Annotated in this window: 18 protein-coding genes; all 18 read right to left on the bottom strand. The window is 43.1% G+C overall.

Features of this window, described 5'->3' with window-relative positions; all coding sequences use genetic code 11:
* Window positions 1-4 precede the first annotated feature (4 nt).
* The 18 genes from QYG89_RS04975 to QYG89_RS04890 all read right to left on the bottom strand — a co-directional run bounded on the left by QYG89_RS04975 (window position 5) and on the right by QYG89_RS04890 (window position 18,979).
* Complete coding sequence (locus QYG89_RS04975; RefSeq protein ID WP_404315181.1) at window positions 5-322, bottom strand: YlxQ family RNA-binding protein; 318 nt, start codon at window positions 320-322, stop codon at window positions 5-7.
* Window positions 323-325: 3 nt separating this feature from the next.
* On the bottom strand, window positions 326-601 hold the full coding sequence (rnpM, locus tag QYG89_RS04970; protein ID WP_404315179.1) for an RNase P modulator RnpM: 276 nt from the start codon (window positions 599-601) through the stop codon (window positions 326-328).
* A 13-nt stretch (window positions 602-614) separates the two neighbouring features.
* The gene (gene nusA / locus QYG89_RS04965; RefSeq protein ID WP_404315177.1) at window positions 615-1,733 is read right to left on the bottom strand and encodes a transcription termination factor NusA; all 1,119 of its coding nucleotides are present in this window, start codon (window positions 1,731-1,733) and stop codon (window positions 615-617) included.
* A gap of 93 nt (window positions 1,734-1,826) precedes the next feature.
* Complete coding sequence (rimP, locus tag QYG89_RS04960; protein ID WP_404315175.1) at window positions 1,827-2,297, bottom strand: ribosome maturation factor RimP; 471 nt, start codon at window positions 2,295-2,297, stop codon at window positions 1,827-1,829.
* A 302-nt stretch (window positions 2,298-2,599) separates the two neighbouring features.
* Window positions 2,600-6,922 carry a PolC-type DNA polymerase III gene (locus tag QYG89_RS04955; protein WP_404315173.1) on the bottom strand — a complete coding sequence of 1,441 codons (4,323 nt, stop codon included), beginning with the start codon at window positions 6,920-6,922 and terminating at the stop codon, window positions 2,600-2,602.
* A gap of 86 nt (window positions 6,923-7,008) precedes the next feature.
* Window positions 7,009-8,715 carry a proline--tRNA ligase gene (locus tag QYG89_RS04950; RefSeq protein ID WP_404315171.1) on the bottom strand — a complete coding sequence of 569 codons (1,707 nt, stop codon included), beginning with the start codon at window positions 8,713-8,715 and terminating at the stop codon, window positions 7,009-7,011.
* Window positions 8,716-8,735: 20 nt separating this feature from the next.
* The gene (gene rseP / locus QYG89_RS04945) at window positions 8,736-9,995 is read right to left on the bottom strand and encodes an RIP metalloprotease RseP (protein ID WP_404315169.1); all 1,260 of its coding nucleotides are present in this window, start codon (window positions 9,993-9,995) and stop codon (window positions 8,736-8,738) included.
* 18 nt (window positions 9,996-10,013) lie between these two features.
* Window positions 10,014-11,156: a 1-deoxy-D-xylulose-5-phosphate reductoisomerase gene (dxr, locus tag QYG89_RS04940; protein ID WP_404315167.1), complete on the bottom strand. Its 1,143-nt coding sequence runs from the start codon at window positions 11,154-11,156 to the stop codon at window positions 10,014-10,016.
* A gap of 30 nt (window positions 11,157-11,186) precedes the next feature.
* On the bottom strand, window positions 11,187-11,975 hold the full coding sequence (locus tag QYG89_RS04935; RefSeq protein WP_404315165.1) for a phosphatidate cytidylyltransferase: 789 nt from the start codon (window positions 11,973-11,975) through the stop codon (window positions 11,187-11,189).
* A gap of 34 nt (window positions 11,976-12,009) precedes the next feature.
* Window positions 12,010-12,786: an isoprenyl transferase gene (locus QYG89_RS04930; RefSeq protein WP_404315163.1), complete on the bottom strand. Its 777-nt coding sequence runs from the start codon at window positions 12,784-12,786 to the stop codon at window positions 12,010-12,012.
* 156 nt (window positions 12,787-12,942) lie between these two features.
* Window positions 12,943-13,500 (bottom strand): ribosome recycling factor, encoded by a 558-nt coding sequence (gene frr / locus QYG89_RS04925; protein ID WP_404315161.1) that lies wholly within the window; start codon window positions 13,498-13,500, stop codon window positions 12,943-12,945.
* Window positions 13,490-14,224: a UMP kinase gene (pyrH, locus tag QYG89_RS04920; RefSeq protein ID WP_404315159.1), complete on the bottom strand. Its 735-nt coding sequence runs from the start codon at window positions 14,222-14,224 to the stop codon at window positions 13,490-13,492. The genes frr and pyrH overlap by 11 nt, the downstream gene beginning before the upstream one ends.
* 143 nt (window positions 14,225-14,367) lie before the next feature.
* Window positions 14,368-15,249 (bottom strand): translation elongation factor Ts, encoded by an 882-nt coding sequence (tsf, locus tag QYG89_RS04915; protein ID WP_404315157.1) that lies wholly within the window; start codon window positions 15,247-15,249, stop codon window positions 14,368-14,370.
* 108 nt (window positions 15,250-15,357) lie between these two features.
* On the bottom strand, window positions 15,358-16,098 hold the full coding sequence (gene rpsB / locus QYG89_RS04910) for a 30S ribosomal protein S2 (RefSeq protein ID WP_404315155.1): 741 nt from the start codon (window positions 16,096-16,098) through the stop codon (window positions 15,358-15,360).
* A 149-nt stretch (window positions 16,099-16,247) separates the two neighbouring features.
* Window positions 16,248-16,805: a hypothetical protein gene (locus tag QYG89_RS04905; RefSeq protein ID WP_404315153.1), complete on the bottom strand. Its 558-nt coding sequence runs from the start codon at window positions 16,803-16,805 to the stop codon at window positions 16,248-16,250.
* Window positions 16,806-16,902: 97 nt separating this feature from the next.
* The gene (locus tag QYG89_RS04900) at window positions 16,903-17,679 is read right to left on the bottom strand and encodes a FliA/WhiG family RNA polymerase sigma factor (protein WP_404315151.1); all 777 of its coding nucleotides are present in this window, start codon (window positions 17,677-17,679) and stop codon (window positions 16,903-16,905) included.
* Window positions 17,680-17,847: 168 nt separating this feature from the next.
* Complete coding sequence (locus QYG89_RS04895; RefSeq protein WP_404315148.1) at window positions 17,848-18,345, bottom strand: chemotaxis protein CheD; 498 nt, start codon at window positions 18,343-18,345, stop codon at window positions 17,848-17,850.
* Entirely contained in the window at window positions 18,338-18,979 is a 642-nt protein-coding gene (locus QYG89_RS04890) for a chemotaxis protein CheC (RefSeq protein WP_404315146.1), read from the bottom strand. Before QYG89_RS04890 ends, QYG89_RS04895 begins: the two co-directional genes overlap by 8 nt.
* Between the last annotated feature and the right edge of the window lie 2 nt (window positions 18,980-18,981).

Genomic DNA, 18,981 nt, shown 5'->3' with positions numbered 1-18,981 from the left:
ATGTTCACCCCCGCATAGTATCATCGAGGAGGGCGGAAAGCTTTTTAGCAAACCCTGCATCTAAAACAGCCGCGACTACCCTTGCCTCTTTGCCGATTGCCTGGCCGAGAACATACCTATTATCAATCCACTTTAATGGTACTTGATAAAAGTTGGCTTTGTCCTGGATTTTTTTCCTTGTGTTTGGCGACGCGTCCCCTGAAAGCAGTACTAGCTCTGCCCGGCCTTTTTGAATTTCTTTTATTGTCAGTTCTTCACCCGAAATAATTTTGCGCGCTCTATTGGCTAATCCCAGCAACTTTGCCCACTGTGGCTCATTCATCTATTAGTCCGTCTCCTTTTCCACATAAGAAAGGAGTTCCTCAAACACACTGTCTGGCACAGCCGCATCTAACTGTCTTGATAAAATGCCTTTTGTTTTCGCAATCTCCACTGCTTCTTTTGTCTTTGATACATACGCTCCGCGGCCGGATTTTTTTCCGGTCAAATCGACAGATACTTCTCCTTCTTTTGAGCGGACAATGCGCACCATTTCTTTTTTGGCCTTCATTTCACCCGTTGCTACACATTTTCTGAGCGGCACCTTTTTTGGCTGAGCCATGTTTCTTCACCTCTTATTCAATTTCTTCGGAGGAAAAGTCGTAAGCCTCTTCGTCTTCAATAGCGGATACCGCGTGATCACGGGGATAGACTCCAGCTTCGCGGGCATCCGTTTCACTCTTAATATCAATCTTCCAACCTGTCAACTTTGCTGCGAGGCGGGCATTTTGCCCCCGCTTCCCAATTGCAAGGGACAATTGATAGTCTGGAACAACGACCGTTGTTGCTTTCGCTTCTTCATCGACTTGTACATCCACCACTTTCGATGGACTTAATGCATTCGCAACGAAAATAACCGGATCTTCGGACCATTTTACAATATCGATTTTTTCCCCTTTTAATTCATTCACAATCGCTTGAACCCGATTTCCTTTCGGCCCTACACAAGCACCAACCGGATCTACTTCAGGATTTTCCGCATAAACCGAAATCTTCGAACGATCGCCTGCCTCGCGGGAAACAGAACGAATTTCTACAGTTCCGTCAAAGATTTCCGGTACTTCTAGCTCAAACAGTCTCTTTAATAATCCTGGATGCGTTCTTGAAACAAAGATTTGCGGCCCTTTTGTTGTCCGCTCCACCTTCGTAATATAGACTTTGATACGGTCATGCGGCTTATAGCTTTCATTAGGCATTTGCTCAGAAAGCGGCAAAAGCGCCTCAATTTTCCCGAGGCTGACATAAATAAAACGGGAATCTTGACGCTGGACAATTCCCGTCATAATATCTTCCTCACGGTCGATAAATTCCGAATAAATAATTCCTCTTTCAGCTTCCCGTACACGTTGGGTAACGACCTGCTTCGCTGTTTGTGCGGCAATACGGCCAAAATCCTTCGGTGTCACTTCAAGCTCGACGATATCGCCAATCTCATACGCAGGGTTAATCCCGCGGGCATCAGCCTCAGAAATTTCTAAGCGGGAATCAAATACTTCATCCACCACTTCTTTACGGGCGAACACACGCATCGTACCTGTCTCAAGGTTCAAATCAACACGAACATTTTGCGCCTGATTAAAATTTCGTTTATATGCGGAAATAAGTGCGGCCTCAATTGCTTCAATGATTAAACCTTGTTCTATTCCCTTTTCTTTTTCCAAATATAAAAGAGCATCGTATAGTTCAGTGCTCATCGGACTTTTCGCTCCCTTACGTAATGATAAACAGTCATTTCCACTTACAGTCAAGCAATCCGCATGAAAAAAACCGCTATAGCTGATTTTACTTTACGAAAATGTAACAGCCAGCCTAGCTTTTGCCACTTTTTCCAACGGAATGACTACTTGTTTTTTCCTCGTTTTGATTAAGTATTCAATCAATAACTCTTTTTGTTCGAATGATAATAATGTGCCTTCGAATGCTTTTTCCCCTTCGATCGGTTCGTATGTTTTTACGTTTACGCGCTTTCCGACGGCGCGTTCATAGTCCCTGATCGTTTTCAAAGGACGCTCTGCCCCTGGAGAAGAAACTTCTAAAAAGTAGTTATAAGGAATTGGATCTGTTTCGTCCAGCTTTTCACTCAATCGTTCGCTAACGATTCCACATTCCTCGATGTCTACTCCTTGCTCTTTGTCAATATAGATGCGCAGGAACCAATTCTTGCCTTCCTTGACGTACTCGATATCAACAAGTTCCAACTGTAGGTCTTCCACAATCGGCTGTGCCATTTTTTCCACGATTTCAATAACTTTGCTCATATATACCTCCATCTCACTGGTTCCCAATGAAGAATGACAAGAGCAGTATAAAGTCGTTAATCTGCCGCCCGCATCCCCGCGAAGCAGGATGATGAACTTCCAGCTGGCTTTCTGTTGCTCCGTACTTTTTGCAGCTGTTTTCACTGCTCTTGGTTGAATGAAATCTCTGATTCACATTGAAACCCTTTTATAAACACGAAAGAGTGGGGATGCCCCACTCTTTCGAAAGAGAGTTATCAATTAGTATTTCCATTAAAATATACCATATTCCTTTATTTTATGCAACTCAGCTCCCCTTCCGCTTAAAAGAGAGAGAGCTGATTCTGGTCAGGCAGTGACGCAAGACAGCCATGATTATCTAAATACTCAATAATGGTTTTAGATACTTTTCCACGCTGCTGCAGGTCTTCTTTTGAAAGAAATTCTCCCTCTTCCCGCGCCTTCACAATATTGTAAGCAGCATTCGTGCCAAGACCCGGAATAGAGTTAAACGGCGGAATAAGCGAGTCACCATCAATAATAAACTGATCAGCATTCGAACGATATAAGTCCACTTTCTGGAACTTAAACCCCCGCTCACACATTTCAAGCGCCAGCTCTAGTACGGTCAACAAGCTTTTCTCTTTTGGAGAAGCTTCCAGGCCTTTCGCATTAATCTCCTCTATAAGCGACTTAATGGCAGCCGATCCTTTCACCATCGAATCAATATCGAAATCCTCTGCACGCACTGTAAAATAGGCCGCATAGTAAAGAAGCGGCAGATGAACTTTAAAATAAGCGATCCGAACAGCCATTAATACATATGCTGCAGCATGCGCCTTCGGGAACATGTACTTAATTTTCTTACATGAATCGATATACCATTCAGGCACTTCCTTACTGCGCATTTCTTCTTCCATTTCATCTGTCAGCCCTTTGCCTTTCCGGACAGATTCCATGATTTTAAAGGCGAAGCCAGGTTCAAGACCTTGGTAAATTAAGTACACCATAATATCGTCCCGGCAGCCGATTACATCGCTCAGTTCGCAAATGCCATTATGAATCAATTCCTGCGCATTTCCAAGCCACACATCAGTTCCGTGAGACAATCCTGAAATCTGAACAAGTTCGGAAAAGGTCGTCGGCTTTGTATCTTCGAGCATCTGCCGGACAAAACGTGTGCCGAATTCCGGAATACCAAGTGTACCAGTCTTGCACATGATTTGTTCCTCTGTCACACCAAGTGATTCCGTGCCGCTGAAAATCTTCATCACTTCTGGATCATCCGTCGGGATGGTTTTCGGATCAATGCCGGACAAATCTTGCAGCATCCGAATAACCGTTGGGTCATCGTGTCCAAGAATATCGAGCTTCAGTAAATTATCATGAATAGAATGGAAATCAAAATGAGTCGTTTTCCACTCCGATTTATCACTGTCTGCCGGATACTGAATGGGAGAGAAGTCATAAATATCCATATAATCCGGTACGACAATAATCCCGCCCGGGTGCTGCCCCGTTGTTCTCTTTACACCGGTACAGCCTTTAGCAAGCCTGTCTACTTCCGCTCCCCTCAGCTGCAAATTATTGTCTCCCGCGTAGCCTTTTACATAACCAAACGCCGTTTTATCCGCCACCGTTCCAATCGTCCCGGCACGGTACACATACTCTTCACCAAATAACACTTTCGTATAATTGTGAGCAATCGGCTGATACTCCCCCGAAAAGTTGAGATCGATATCAGGCACCTTGTCTCCTTTGAATCCGAGGAAGGTTTCGAATGGAATATCGTGGCCGTCTTTCGTGTATCTGATTTGACAATCTGGACAGTTTTTATCGGGCAGATCAAACCCTGAGCCGATGGAACCGTCATTAAAAAACTCTGACCTTTGGCACTGCGGACAAACATAATGAGGCGGAAGCGGATTCACCTCAGTAATTTCAGTCATTGTCGCAACAAATGATGAACCGACAGACCCCCTTGAACCAACAAGATAACCGTCATCGAGCGATTTTTTCACAAGCTTATGAGAAATAAGGTAAATAACAGCAAAGCCGTGGCCGATAATACTTTTCAGCTCTTTTTCCAGCCTTGCTTCCACGATTTCCGGCAAATTCTCCCCGTAAATATTTCTTGCTTTTTCATAACTCATATTACGAACTTCTTCATCGGCCCCTTCAATTTTTGGCGTATAAAGATCGTCCTTGATCGGCTTAACCTCATCTGTCATATCTGCGATTTTATTCGTGTTTTCTACTACTATTTTCTCTGCTGTCTCTTTTCCTAAAAAGCTGAACGCATCCAGCATTTCATTCGTTGTACGGAAATGGACATCAGGCAGTTCATGCCGGTTGAGGGGATTCGCTCCCCCTTGGGAATTGATCAAAATTTTACGATGTACTTTGTCCGTCGGGTTTAAATAATGAACATTCCCAGTAGCCACTACAGGCAATCCCATTTTTCCACCGAGCTCCACCATGTTTTTAATGATATCTTCAAGGGCCTGTTCATCCCGGACAAGCTCAAGCTCAAGTAAGTGGGCATATACCTCTTTTGGATGTACCTCCAAGTAGTCATAAAACCCGGCCGCTTTCTCCGCCTGTTCTATTCCTTTTTGCATCATGCTTTCAAATACTTCGCCCTTGTCGCATCCTGAGCCGAGGATTAATCCTTCTCGATGCTTTTGCAGCACAGACCTTGGTATTCGCGGCACCCTGTAAAAGTAGTCAATATGCGAAATAGAAATAAGCTTAAATAAGTTCTTCAATCCAGTTTCATTCTTGGCCAGGATCGTACAATGGAATGGACGAGCCCGTTTATACGCGCTTCCTTCTCCCATATGAATGTTAAAATCATCATGATACGAAATATTTTTCTCAGCAGCATCTTTTAGCATTCTTACGAATAAATACCCTGTTGCTTCCGCATCATAAATGGCCCGGTGATGCTGCGTCAATTCCACATCGAATTTTTTCGCCAAGGTATTAAGTCTGTGATTTTTCAATGTTGGGTACAAAAATCTAGCTAATTCAAGTGTATCGATTACGGGATTTACAGACTTGCCAAGCCCATAGCGAGTATATCCCGCATTTAAAAACCCCATGTCAAATGAAGCATTATGGGCCACAAAAATCGCATCTTCTGTCCAGTCTTTAAACTTCTTCAGCACCTCTTCCACTTCCGGTGCATTTTGAACGAGATCGTCCGTAATGCCAGTTAAGTTAATCGTCGTGGCAGAAAGAGGATGATGGGGATTAGCAAATGACTCAAACCGATCAATAATGTCCCCATCTTTTATTTTGACAGCAGCTAGTTCAATAATTGTGTCATAAACCGCAGAAAGGCCGGTCGTTTCCACATCAAAAACGACATACGTTTCATCTGCGAGCAAGCGGTGAGCATCATTGTAGGCGATAGGCACACCATCATCTACTAAATTCGCTTCGACACCGTACAACACTTTTACACCATGCTTTTTGCCCGCGCTGTATGCATCCGGAAAGGACTGAGCAACAGCGTGATCCGTAACAGCAATCGCTTTATGGCCCCATTTAGCCGCTTGAGCAATTAAGTCCCCGATAGGTGAAACGGCATCCATTTGGCTCATCGGCGTATGAAGATGAAGTTCCACGCGCTTTTTTTCTTCCGGGGCCATATCTTGACGCATCACGGGGGTAATTTCGTTTACATCATTTGCAATCATTACAAGATCCCGTACGAACGTATCGTTCTGCACCGTCCCTCTTGCTCTTACCCACATGCCTTTTCTCATCCGATTGTAAAGAGCCGCATCTTCTTTATCACGGGAGAACATTTTGACTAATATGGAGTCCGTGTAATCTGTAATTTTAAACGTTAACAGCGTGCGGCCGCTTCTAAGTTCTTTCGTTTCCGCATCAAACACATAACCTTCAATAGCAATTCGGCGCTCTTCATCTTGAATTTCTTCCAATTTTTTAAATTCAGCATCATCTTTAATCTTTAAGCCGATCATAAGAGGTCCGCTGACCGCCTCTTCCCCTTGATCTGTACTCTCTTCCCGTTTCTGCATTTCAATAACAGCCTGCATCGCCCGTTCAGCGTCTTCTTGCTGCTTCTCTTTAAGAAACTGCTGAAACTCATCATTTTTTTCCTGCTCTGTAACGGACACGTCAAACATCATTGGCGGAAAGCCATAATGTTGATATGTTTGGCAAATCCAATCGCCGTATTTATTCTTCAGCGTCATGCCTTCCGCATCATTACCGACACTGACGATTAATTTATTTCCTTTCACCATAGGCTTGCGGCCGTTTAACAGCGCAAGCATCGGGGGAGAAATGCCTTCAAGCTGACTGACACAAAAAGTCCAGTATTCGCCGATCAGCTCCTCCGAAACGGCTGCATTCCTTACTGTGATCGAAAAAGTAACACGGGCAATCTCTTTAAATGCATAGTTTAGCGCATTTGCAAATGTTTCAAGTACCCGGCCAGGAATAATCGTTTCCGTTATAAAAGAAAAATGCCATCGCTTCGTCTGGCGTTCAACAGTTAACTTTGAAATTTCAGCTCCCTCAAAATATCTAACAACTGCGTCTTCCGTCAACTTCAGCTGCTGCAAAAGCAACTGGAACCGCTGTCGTCTTCCTTGGGATTCTTCATTCATTTACATGCCTCCATTCATCGTTCCTTCCTATTTTAACAGAAAAAAGGCACCTGAATCAGGTACCTTTTCAATTAACGGGGTTTCCGTTAGATCGCTTGAAAAATCTCGTGAATCTTCGCAGCTAGTTCGTTTTTGTGAACTTCTATCATCTCACCTGTTTTGCGTACTTTCACTTCAACGATGCCTTCCGCCGCTTTTTTGCCGATTGTGACCCGGATTGGTAAACCGATTAAATCACTGTCAGCAAATTTCACTCCCGGACGCTCAGCCCGATCATCCATTAACACATCGTACCGGTTTTCCCGAAGCACACTGTAAAGTTCTTCCGCCAGTGCATGCTGACTTTCGTCCTTCATATTGATCGGAACTAAATGAACATCAAAAGGAGAAAGGGCTTTAGGCCAGACAAAGCCTTGATCATCATTAAACTGTTCAGCAACTGCCGCCAACGTCCGTGAAACACCGATGCCGTAGCATCCCATAATCATTGGCTGCGTTCGTCCATTTTCATCTAAATAGGTCGCGTTCATCGCTTCGCTGTAACGTGTGCCTAATTTGAAAATATGGCCTACTTCAATACCTTTGGCGAACTGAATGGTACCTTTTCCGTCAGGAGATGGGTCGCCTTCCTGAATGAAACGCACATCTGCATATTGATCAACGTGATAATCCTTTTCAACATTCACATTAATAAAATGGAAACCTTCTTCGTTAGCGCCGCACACACCATTCGTGATCGCCTTTACAGCATGATCCGCAAGAACTTTTACGCCTTCTTTCACGTTAACCGGTCCAAGCGAACCAATCGTGCAGCCAAGTACTCTGCTTACTTCCTCATGTTCAGCAAGCTCAACGCTATCCGCCTGGAACAAATTCTTCAGCTTAATATCATTTACTTCGTGGTCTCCGCGTACAAGAACAAGTACATACTCTTCGTCTATTTTGAAAAGCAGAGATTTCAGACACTGTTCAGCCGTAACATTCAAAAGCTCTGCTACGCTGCTGATTGTTTTCGCATCTGGCGTGGAAACCTTTTCCATTTCGCGTTCTTCTTCTCCACTTTTTTCATAAACAGCGACAACAGGAGCCATCTCGATATTAGCAGCATAATCGGAAGAATTAGAGTAAGCAATTGTATCTTCACCAATCTCAGAAAGTACCATAAACTCATGCGTATCTTTACCGCCCATCGCTCCTGAATCAGCGATAACTGCTCGGAAATCCAAGCCACACCGGCGAAAAACATTCGAATATGCCGTAAACATCCGATCGTATACGTCTCCTAAACTTTCATGAGATGTGTGGAAAGAGTATGCGTCTTTCATCACAAATTCTCTTCCGCGAAGCAAACCGAAACGCGGCCGTTTTTCATCACGGAATTTTGTTTGGATTTGATATAACGTTAATGGCAGACGCTTGTACGATTTCACTTCATCACGAACTAAGCTTGTGATGACCTCTTCGTGAGTCGCTCCCAGCGCAAACCCGCGTTCATGGCGATCTTTTAAGCGCATGAGCTCTGGACCGTACGTATACCAGCGGCCTGACTCCTGCCATAATTCAGCTTGCTGTAAAGCAGGCATTAACAGTTCTGCTGCACCGGCATTGTCCATTTCCTCCCGGACAATGTCCTCTACTTTACGCAGTACTTTTTTACCGAGCGGCAAATAGCTGTAGATTCCGCTCGCATTCTGACGAATAAAGCCCGCTTTTAACAATAACTGATGGCTCTTTACATCGGCATCGGCTGGTACTTCTCTTAATGTAGGAATTAACGTTTGGCTTTGTTTCATTACACACACCTCAAACTATTTTATTGTAAAAAGAATCGTTGAATATCATTCCACGTTACGACAATCATTAACAGCATCAACAAGGCAAATCCAACGAAGTGGACGACCCCTTCTTTTTGCCGGTCAATTGGCTTGCCTCTTAACGCTTCAATAAGGAAAAATAACAGGCGCCCGCCATCTAGTGCTGGAAGTGGAAGCAAGTTCATAATCCCTAAGTTAATACTTAGCACACCGGCCCATTTCATTAAATTCATCACACCTGATTTGGCTACTGTATCAGTAGATACATAAATACCGACAGGACCAGAAAGCATATCAATTGAAAACTGGCCAGTGACGAGCTTGCCGAGCAAGCGGATAATTTCTACTGTCCAAAAATATGTTTCTTTTGCTCCATACGTAATAGAACCGAAAAACGACTTTTCCACCGGACTGTGCACGCCGATAATACCTATTTTCTGTCCCTCTACTTCATGAACTTTTGGTGTTACAGGTATATCTAATGTGCCCCCGTCCCGCTCTACGGTAAAATCCATCTTCGTTTGCGGGTTTTTCTGAATAATTGTGACAATGTCGTTCCAGCTTGCGACTCCTTGTCCGTTAATACTAATGACTTTATCGCCTGCCATCAAACCAGCTTCTTTCGCTGCTCCATCAGGTGTCAGCTTACCTAGTTCCGGCTCATCCGTCGGAATCCCCTGCATAACAGCAATCAGAACAAAAACAACAAACGCTAGAATAAAGTTAAAGAGAGGACCTGCAAAAATAGCCATTGACCGCTGTCCGAGTGTTTTTGAAGCAAACTGACGATCCCACGGTGAGATCTGACTTTCAATCCCTTCCTCCGAAATAACCGCTTCACGATGAATAGGGAACGTCTTTATCTCCTCTTCACCATCTTCATAGCCTCTAATTGTCAGCTGATGCTCAAGGTCGGCTGTTTCCACTTCAATGACCCGCGCCTCTGGATAACGATCCCTGCCGTTTATAATAATTTTAACGATTTCTTCACGATTGTTAAATACAGCGCCGATACGATGTCCAGCTTTTAAATCGACCATTTCCGGGTCTTCTCCTGCCATTCGGACATACCCTCCTAATGGAAGAAGGCGCAGTGTATAGATCGTTTCTCCTTTTTTATGAGCGAACACTTTCGGTCCAAATCCAATAGCAAACTCTCTGCAGAGAATGCCGGCCCGCTTGGCAAAAATGAAGTGGCCCAACTCATGAAAAAAAACAAGGGCACCAAATATAACGATAAACGCTATAACAGTATTCAATATAAATAACCACCTTTTTTATAAAAGTGAGTGGACGAAATTTCTTGCCTCTTTGTCGGTTTGCTGAATCGTTTCCAAGTCGGGATTTGAAAGAGGCTGATGTTTTTCAAGGGCACGTTCAACCATTTCATCAATTTGCAAAAATGTGATTTTCCCGTCAAGAAAAGCAGCCACCGCAGCTTCGTTGGCAGCATTCAGAACTGTCGGCACTGTCCCGCCCGCTTTTCCTGCTTGATAAGCAAGTGCCAGCATGCGAAAACGCTCGCGATCGACCGGCTGAAAATGAAGCTGGCCCACTTCCAGTAAATTGAGCCGCTGAGCAGCTGGCAGCGGCAGACGATCCGGATAGGTAAGTGCATATTGAATCGGCACACGCATATCCGGCGTGCCAAGCTGAGCTATAACCGAGCTATCTTGAAATTCGACCATCGAATGGATAATACTTTCTCGATGTAAAATAACATCAATTTGCTCATATGGCAAATGAAAAAGCCAATGTGCCTCAATCACCTCTAACCCTTTATTCATCATTGTTGCCGAATCGATCGTAATTTTTGCACCCATTGACCAGTTTGGATGGTTTAACGCTTCTTGAACAGTCACGTGCTGCAAGTCTTCCCGCGTGCGGTCTCGGAAGCTGCCGCCGGATGCTGTCAAAACAAGCCGTTCAATATTTTTCTCCTTTTCCCCTTGCAGACATTGAAAAATAGCAGAGTGTTCACTATCTACCGGCAACAGAGCAACATTGTGCCTTTGGGCGGCCGCCATCACGAGATGCCCCGCAGTGACAAGCGTTTCTTTATTAGCAATCGCAATCGTTTTTCCGGCTTCAATCGCCTGAAGTGTCGGGTTTAGCCCCACACTGCCAACCACCGCATTCACTAAAATCTCTGCTGACTGGAAAACAGCTGCTTCCATGAGTCCTTCTTCTCCATAAAGAATGGTTACTGCAGGGAATTCAGCCTTTAGCTTCTCTGCATCTTCTCTGCGTTCCACAGATACTAATTCTGGCTGGAAGTTAAGAATGATTTTTCTCGTTTCCTCTATGTTTCTGCCAGCTGAAAAAGCCGCCAGCGAAAACTCTTCGCGGTGCTGCTGAATCACATCCAGTGTCTGCTGGCCGATAGAACCAGTCGCACCTAAAAGACTTAATTTCTTCACAACTTTCATCTCCTCAAACAAACTATGCTGTTACACTAGGTGAAGTAAATGAACGAGCGGGAATACAAACAGCCAGCTGTCTGTCCTATCCAAAATACCGCCGTGGCCGGGCAATAAAGTGCCTGAATCTTTCACTCCATAATAACGTTTAAGAGCAGACTCCGCCAAATCGCCAAGCTGGCCGAATATAGACAGGATTGCGGTAGCAATGAGCAGTTTTAATAAAGGTGTGCCCATGTCTGCTAATAATGCTATGATGCACGCTACGATCACAGCTGAAAGAATCCCGCCAATAGAGCCCTCGACCGTTTTTTTCGGACTGATTTCAGGCCATAATTTGCGCTTTCCAAATGACCGTCCGACAAAGTAAGCACCGGAGTCCGTTGCCCATGTAATAAACAGAGCAAAAAAAACAAATATAGCCCCTGCTTCCCTTGTTTCTATAAAGTAATAAAAACCAAACCCCACATATAAAGCAGCTAAAACACAAAAACCGGCATCTTCAAAATGAAAGCGATTTTTCGAGACAACGGTGTAAACTAATAAAAGCAAAGCAAATAAAGCTGCCAGCTGAAGCTTATCATATCCAGCCTGCTCAACCGCCGCTGTTAAGCGGTCTGGCATTAATATGATACAAAGCAAAAAAATAGAAAGCAGCCCAGGCATAGAAACAGGAGCAATCTTCTTCATTTTTAATGCTTCAGTCAAACCGATCACAGCCATGAAATAAGCCAATAAAATAAATGGCCAGCCGCCGTACAAAACAATTGGCAAAAAAGCTGCTGCTGCAATAACGGCGGTCACTATACGTTGTTTCATTTCTCATACTCCTAACTTTTATCCTGATGAATACCTACGACAAACCGCCAAATCGGCGGGAACGCCTTTGGAAAGCTTCTACCGCTTCGAGCAAATGACTTTCTTGGAAATCCGGCCAGTTCACATCAGTAAACCAAAACTCGGTATAGGCCAGCTGCCAAAGCATGAAGTTACTTAAACGGATTTCACCGCTCGTTCGAATCAGTAAATCCGGGTCCTTTAAATGCTCCGTCATAAGGTAGCGGGAAAAAATCTCCTCATTTAAACTTTCCTCTAATAGTATACCATTTTTTGCATCATTGATTATATTTTTTACAGCCGTTAAAATCTCTGCGCGGCTTCCATAATTTAATGCAAAATTTAGGATTAAACCATCGTTGTCTTTTGTTGCTTCCATTGCTTTTTCCACAGCACTAAGTGTATGGCTTGGAATTTGACTACGCTCCCCCATCATTTGCACCTGTACATTTTCTTCAATCAACTCCGGTAAAAAAGTTCCAAGAAACTCTTGTGGCAATTTCATTAAAAATTCTACTTCCGTTTTTGGACGTTTCCAATTTTCTGTTGAAAACGCGTAAAGGGTTAAAGCTTTCACGCCAAGTTTGTTTGCCAACTTGGTTATCTTTTTGACTGTTTTCATCCCTTCGTGGTGACCAGCTATTCTCGGCAGTGCCCGTTTTTTCGCCCATCTGCCGTTGCCATCCATAATAATAGCAATGTGTTCTGGAATTGGCTCTTGTTTTATTTGCTCTATTCGATCTTGAGTATTATGGTCGTCTGCCGTTTTCCATAATTTCTTTTTATTGATCATAAAATATCCTCCACGTTGTAGCATCACGAAATTAAAAGTGAATCATTATCTATTATAATACCAAAATTGACCGTTGATTACTGTGTAGAAATGGATGTATTTTTTTATTCAATAAAAAAAGAAGAAAACCCTCTTACAACCAAGAGGGTTCACGCATTAGACTTCCATAATTTCTTTTTCTTTATCTTTGGAAATACCATCAATTTTACTGATGAAATCATCTGTGTGCTTCTGCACATCTTCTGTCAAGCCGCGCAGTTCATCTTCCGTAATATCACCGGACTTTTCTAACTTTTTCAATCCTTCGTTCGCATCGCGGCGAACATTACGAATGGCTACTTTGGCTTCTTCTCCTTCTTTTTTCACAAGCTTCACTAATTCTTTACGGCGTTCTTCCGTTAAAGCTGGGAAAGCAAGACGGATCACTGAGCCGTCATTTGAAGGTGTCAGGCCAAGATCTGACTTTAAGATCGCTTTTTCAATATCACTCATCACTGTTTTGTCATAAGGCTGAATGACAAGAAGTCTTGCCTCTGGCACAGATACAGAAGCGAGCTGATTAATCGGCGTTGGCGCTCCGTAATAATCAACTGTTACACGGTCTAATAAAGATGCATTCGCACGGCCAGCACGAATAGATGCTAATTCTCTCGTATATGCTTGAATCGCTTTTGTCATTTTTTCTTTCAATTGCTCAATTACTTCATTGGCCATTATTTTTCCCCCTTACAATTGTTCCGATATTTTCGCCCATGACCACTCGTTTAATATTGCCGCTTTCCATAATGGAAAAGACAATAAGCGGTATATCATTATCCATACATAATGATGACGCTGTCGAATCCATCACAGCAAGTCCTTCTTTAATTACATCAAGATAAGACAAATTGTCATATTTCACTGCCGTTTTATCGATGCGCGGATCGGCTGAATATACACCATCCACATTGTTTTTCGCCATTAAAATGACTTCTGCTTCAATTTCGGCTGCTCTCAGCGCGGCTGTCGTGTCGGTAGAGAAATATGGATTGCCTGTACCCGCAGCGAAAATAACGACTCGTTTCTTTTCAAGATGTCGAATCGCCCGGCGGCGGATATAAGGTTCTGCTACCTGCCGCATTTCGATCGAAGTCTGGACACGCGTTTCAATGCCAAGCTGTTCCAGGCTGTCTTGTAAAGCCATTGAGTTCATGACTGTGGCAAGCATCCCCATATAATCGGCTGTTGCGCGGTCCATTCCCATTTCACTGCCAATCTTTCCTCTCCAAATGTTGCCGCCGCCTACTACGACTGCTACCTCTACATCCAGCTCAGCAATTTCCTTTACCTGCTCAGCAATTGATTTAATGACGGTCGGATTGATGCCGAATCCAGCTTCACCTGCCAGTGCTTCCCCGCTTAACTTTAATACTACCCGTTTATATTTTGGAACGCTCATGTAAACCTCCGTATGTATGGTTGTTGGTTTGCTCAACCTTAATTTCCTAAAAAATTGTTAAACTCTATATGAAATCCCTCACCAACAGCCGGTAAGGGATTTCTATTTCATAACGACTTCTTTCTATTTGATATAGAAAAGAATTATTTTTTGACTTGGTTCATTACTTCTTCAGCAAAGTTGTCTTGGCGCTTTTCAAGGCCTTCGCCCACTTCATAACGGACAAGCTCCGTTACTTCTGCTCCTTTAGATTGAACAAATTTACCTACTTTTTCATCTGGATTTTTAACGAAAGCCTGGTCTACTAAACAAATATCTTCAAAGAATTTACCAATGCGGCCTTCGACCATTTTCGCTACGATATTTTCAGGTTTGCCTTCATTTAAAGCTTGTTGTGTCAATACTTCACGCTCGCGGGCTACTTCTTCTTCTGAAACCGCATCACGGGAGATGTATTTAGGCTTTAAAGCTGCTGCGTGCATTGCAACATCTTTCGCTGCACTTGCATCTGTTGTTCCCTCAAGAACAGTAAGAACTCCAATGCGGCCGCCCATATGAAGGTATTCTCCAAATGCAGCATTGTCGCTTTTTGTTTTAATTTCAAAACGGCGAAGAGTTAACTTTTCACCAATTTTAGCGATTGCTTCATTGATGTATTCACCTACTGTGCTGCCGTTTTCCATTTTTTGTTCAACTGCTTCTTCCACGTTTGCAGGCTTATTTGCTAATAAATGGTCAGCAATATCTTTTACAAGCGTTTGGAAACCTTCGTTTTTCGCTACGAAATCAGTTTCTGAGTTCACTTCTAAAATAACAGCTGTATTGCCTTCACTTTTAATGAAAGTTGTCCCTTCTGCAGCAATACGGTCAGATTTTTTCGCAGCTTTTGCGATCCCTTTTTCACGAAGGTAATCAATTGCTTTCTCCATGTCGCCGGCTGTTTCTGTCAGCGCTTTTTTACAATCCATCATGCCAGCGCCAGTTTTTTCACGAAGTTCTTTAACCATTTGAGCAGTAATTGCCATAATTGTTGTTCCTCCTTTAAGTCATGTGCTTCTTCATACGCTATATTGTTTTTCTCTTTTAAAAAAAGGTGATAAGAGAAATTCCACTTATCACCTTTTCATTCATTCTTACTCAGCTGCTGCTGCTTCTGGTGTTTCTTCTACTTCTGTTACTTCCGCTGTTTCTTCTCCTTGCTTTGCTTCAAGGATGGCATCTGCCATTTTTCCTGTTAAAAGTTTAACAGCGCGGATTGCATCATCGTTTGCCGGGATAACATAATCGATTTCATCTGGATCACAGTTCGTATCAACAATACCAACAATCGGAATATTCAATTTGCGTGCTTCCGCAACAGCGATACGCTCTTTACGCGGATCGATAATGAATAGTGCATCTGGAAGACCTTTCATATCTCTAATTCCGCCAAGGAATTTCACTAAGCGTTCATGTTCTTTTTTCAGTTGTACAACTTCTTTTTTAGGAAGTACGTCAAATGTGCCGTCTTCTTCCATTTTTTCGATATTCTTTAAACGTTGTACACGTTTTTGAATAGTTGAGAAGTTCGTTAGTGTACCACCTAACCAGCGTTGGTTTACGAAGTACATGCCTGAACGTTCAGCTTCTTCTTTTACAGACTCTTGAGCTTGTTTTTTTGTTCCGACGAAAAGAACTTTCCCGCCGTTTTCAGCTAATTCTCTTACAAATTTATAAGCTTCTTCTACTTTTCTTACTGTTTTTTGAAGGTCGATAATATAAATTCCGTTACGCTCCTGGAAAATATATTTCTTCATTTTTGGGTTCCAGCGGCGTGTTTGATGACCGAAATGGACACCAGCTTCAAGCAGCTGCTTCATTGAAATAACTGACATGTTCTGTTTCCTCCTAAATGGTTTTTAAATTTTTCCTCCGCTCCCGTCATTTCTGATCAGAAACTGCCTTTTTGACAGCACCATCTGTTCAAATCAGCGAGCGTGTGTAATAACACCGTTAGTAACTATACCATAGCTAGACGATGCAATCAACCATTTTTGCCAGCACTGGCAAATTTCAAAGCCAATTCCACTTCTGTCTTTCCTTTATTCAATTTCTTGGCAATGTCCTCGATACTTAAACCTTGCTCTTGTAATGAAAAGATGTTGTGAAGCTGATCTTTCTCTGCCGGCGGTACAACAGGTTCTTGAAGCTGATCAGCCTGAACAGCGGCGGGCTTTTTGTTGTTTGCATTGTATACTTTAGCCGCCCGGTTTCGCTGCATGGAAGGAGCGGTAATCGACGCCGGCTTGTCTTCGGGTTTGCTCATTATCGGAAGAGGGATTTCTAGATTCTCTGCTGTTTCTGGCTTTTTTATCGTAGCGGTTCCTTGTTGACCAGCACCAGAAAACTCTTTCATAAACCTCTCGTTCTCTTCTTTCATTTCAAGCAAATAAGCAGCCATCATTTCCTCCATATCTTTTACAAGCTTTTCCTGCTGATCTTTCACAGCATACAAACGATTTTGCCTTGTAAACAGCAAGACAATCGCAAAAAGAGAGACTGCATTGAGCACAAATGAAATAAATATAAATAGAATAACCATCGGATCTCCTTGCTAATGAAACATTTTTCAGACTGTTAACAATCAATTTTAATCAGCCTGAGAGTGTATAAAATTGATTTTGTTTATGAGCTTTTGATCAATATGCACGGCCATTGATTTTAATGAGTTGGTTTCTCAGCTTAAATAATGCTTTTGAATGAATTTGTGAAATTCTCGAAGTGGAAAGGTTCATCACTTCCCCAATCTCCGTCAATGTAAGCTCCTCGTGATAAAATAAACTCAAGACAAGTTGTTCTTTTTCCGACAACTTGGAAATTTCCTTCGTCAGCTCCTGAACAAGTTCGCTCTTAATGAGAACTTCCTCTGGCAAAGCCGCTTTTTCATCTTTTAACACGAACCTCTTGCCCTCTGACTCCTCTTGATCATGTACCTGTTCATCCATGGATAACACATTGGAAAATAAATGTTCTGTCATCGTCTGGTGCACTTCTTCTTCCGTCATATCAAGCTGTTCTGCCACTTCAGCTGCCGTTATTCTTCGAAGATACTTTTGTTCAAGCGCTTCCATCTTCGCTTCGATTTTTTTCGCCCTTTCTCTCGTTCCCCTTGGCAGCCAGTCTTCTTTCCGAAGACCGTCTAAAATAGCGCCGCGAATGCGAAAAGAAGCATATGTATCAAACTTCAAATCACGTGCCGGATCAAATTTTTTCAGCGCATCATACAGCCCCATCAACCCAAGACTTTTAATATCTTCTTTGTTCACACTTTTCGGAAGGCTTGCTGAGATACGCTGCGCATGAAAGGATACGAGCGGCATGTATTTCTCTACGAGCAGATTCCCCGCCGCTGGGTCCTCTGATGCTTTCCAGGCAGCCCATAATTTTTGTTCCTCAGTCCTATTCGTTTTGGTCATAGCTTACATTTCTCCTCCTCGGATTGACTTCTCAGAGAAGTTTTTCTAAAAAGACGGTCAGGCTGTTTATTCTTTATCTTCCATATTCTATAAAAAAGTGCTGCCAGAACGCAAATAAATTTTTTCAATATAGAAAAAGGGACAAAATGACATGTCCCTTTCCTTCTTTTATATCGTATGATTTCCCTTATTGACTGTCCTTATGTGAAGCTGGCAAGTATGGGGATCAAATTCGATCGTACGCCCGCTGCTTCCTCCCACGTCCTCTCCAATAATAGGGATACGGTGTGCTTGCAGCGCCTGTTTGACTGCTTCAACATTTCTCGGGCCAATTTTAAATGAGCTATTTTGCGAATTAAATTGAAACATCTGAGCACCGCCGGCCAATTTGGCTCTCAATCTGTATGATTGTGCCCCTTCCGCTTTCAGACGTGCCGCTAATTCTGCGATCCCTGTATCCGCATATTTCGCCTTATTGATATGCCCCGTTTTAGCAAGCTTGGAATCCGGCAGCATGACATGAACCATGCCAGCGACCGTCATTCGCTCATCATAGATGACCACTCCAACACAAGAGCCAAGTCCAGACGTACGAATCATGTCAGGCGAACGAACAATATTCATATCGGCAATCCCTACTTTAACAACCTGGCTCGTGCTACTCATTTAATCCGACCCCAAGCGCCTCGAAAATCGGACCAAACGATAACGGATCAGGAAGCAAAAAGAAATGACCTTTCATTTCATCCGTTTGTTCTGCATCCAGTTCTTTCAAAATGGTTTCAATGACGATCGCATAATCTCCATACTGAGAAGACTCAACAAGTCCATAACTAATAATAGCTCCAAACATATCGATAGCAAGTTCCGGAACAGAAGGATAAATCTGCATACGAGTAAAGTCCCCAAGCGCAGATAAGTAGGATCCAGATAAAATATTCCCCAGCTCCTGCATAGCCGACAGCCCCATGCTTTGTTCTTCCTCTCCTTTAAAAGAAAAATCATCATTGCCGATCATACCGCCAATGAAACGTTCCGCTTGCTGCAGAGAAAGAATAAAGAACATACTGCCGGTTACTTCTCCTTCAATTCTCAAGCTTACACCGACTACACTCTCTTCCGACCCGCCTGCCATTTCCATCATATCGTTAAATGACACAATCCGAGCGCTCGGCACTCTCATATCAATTTTTTTATCCAACAACGTAGAGAGTGCCGTAGCAGCATGGCCGGCACCGATATTTCCAAATTCTTTTAAAATATCTAAGTGGAGTGTACCGAGTTTCTCTATGTAATCCATCT

This window comes from Bacillus lumedeiriae, assembly GCF_044891285.1.
GTDB classification, from domain to species: domain Bacteria; phylum Bacillota; class Bacilli; order Bacillales; family Domibacillaceae; genus Pseudobacillus; species Pseudobacillus lumedeiriae.
The sequence above is the reverse complement of the archived record's forward strand: the minus strand, read 5'-3'. Positions and strand labels throughout refer to the sequence as shown.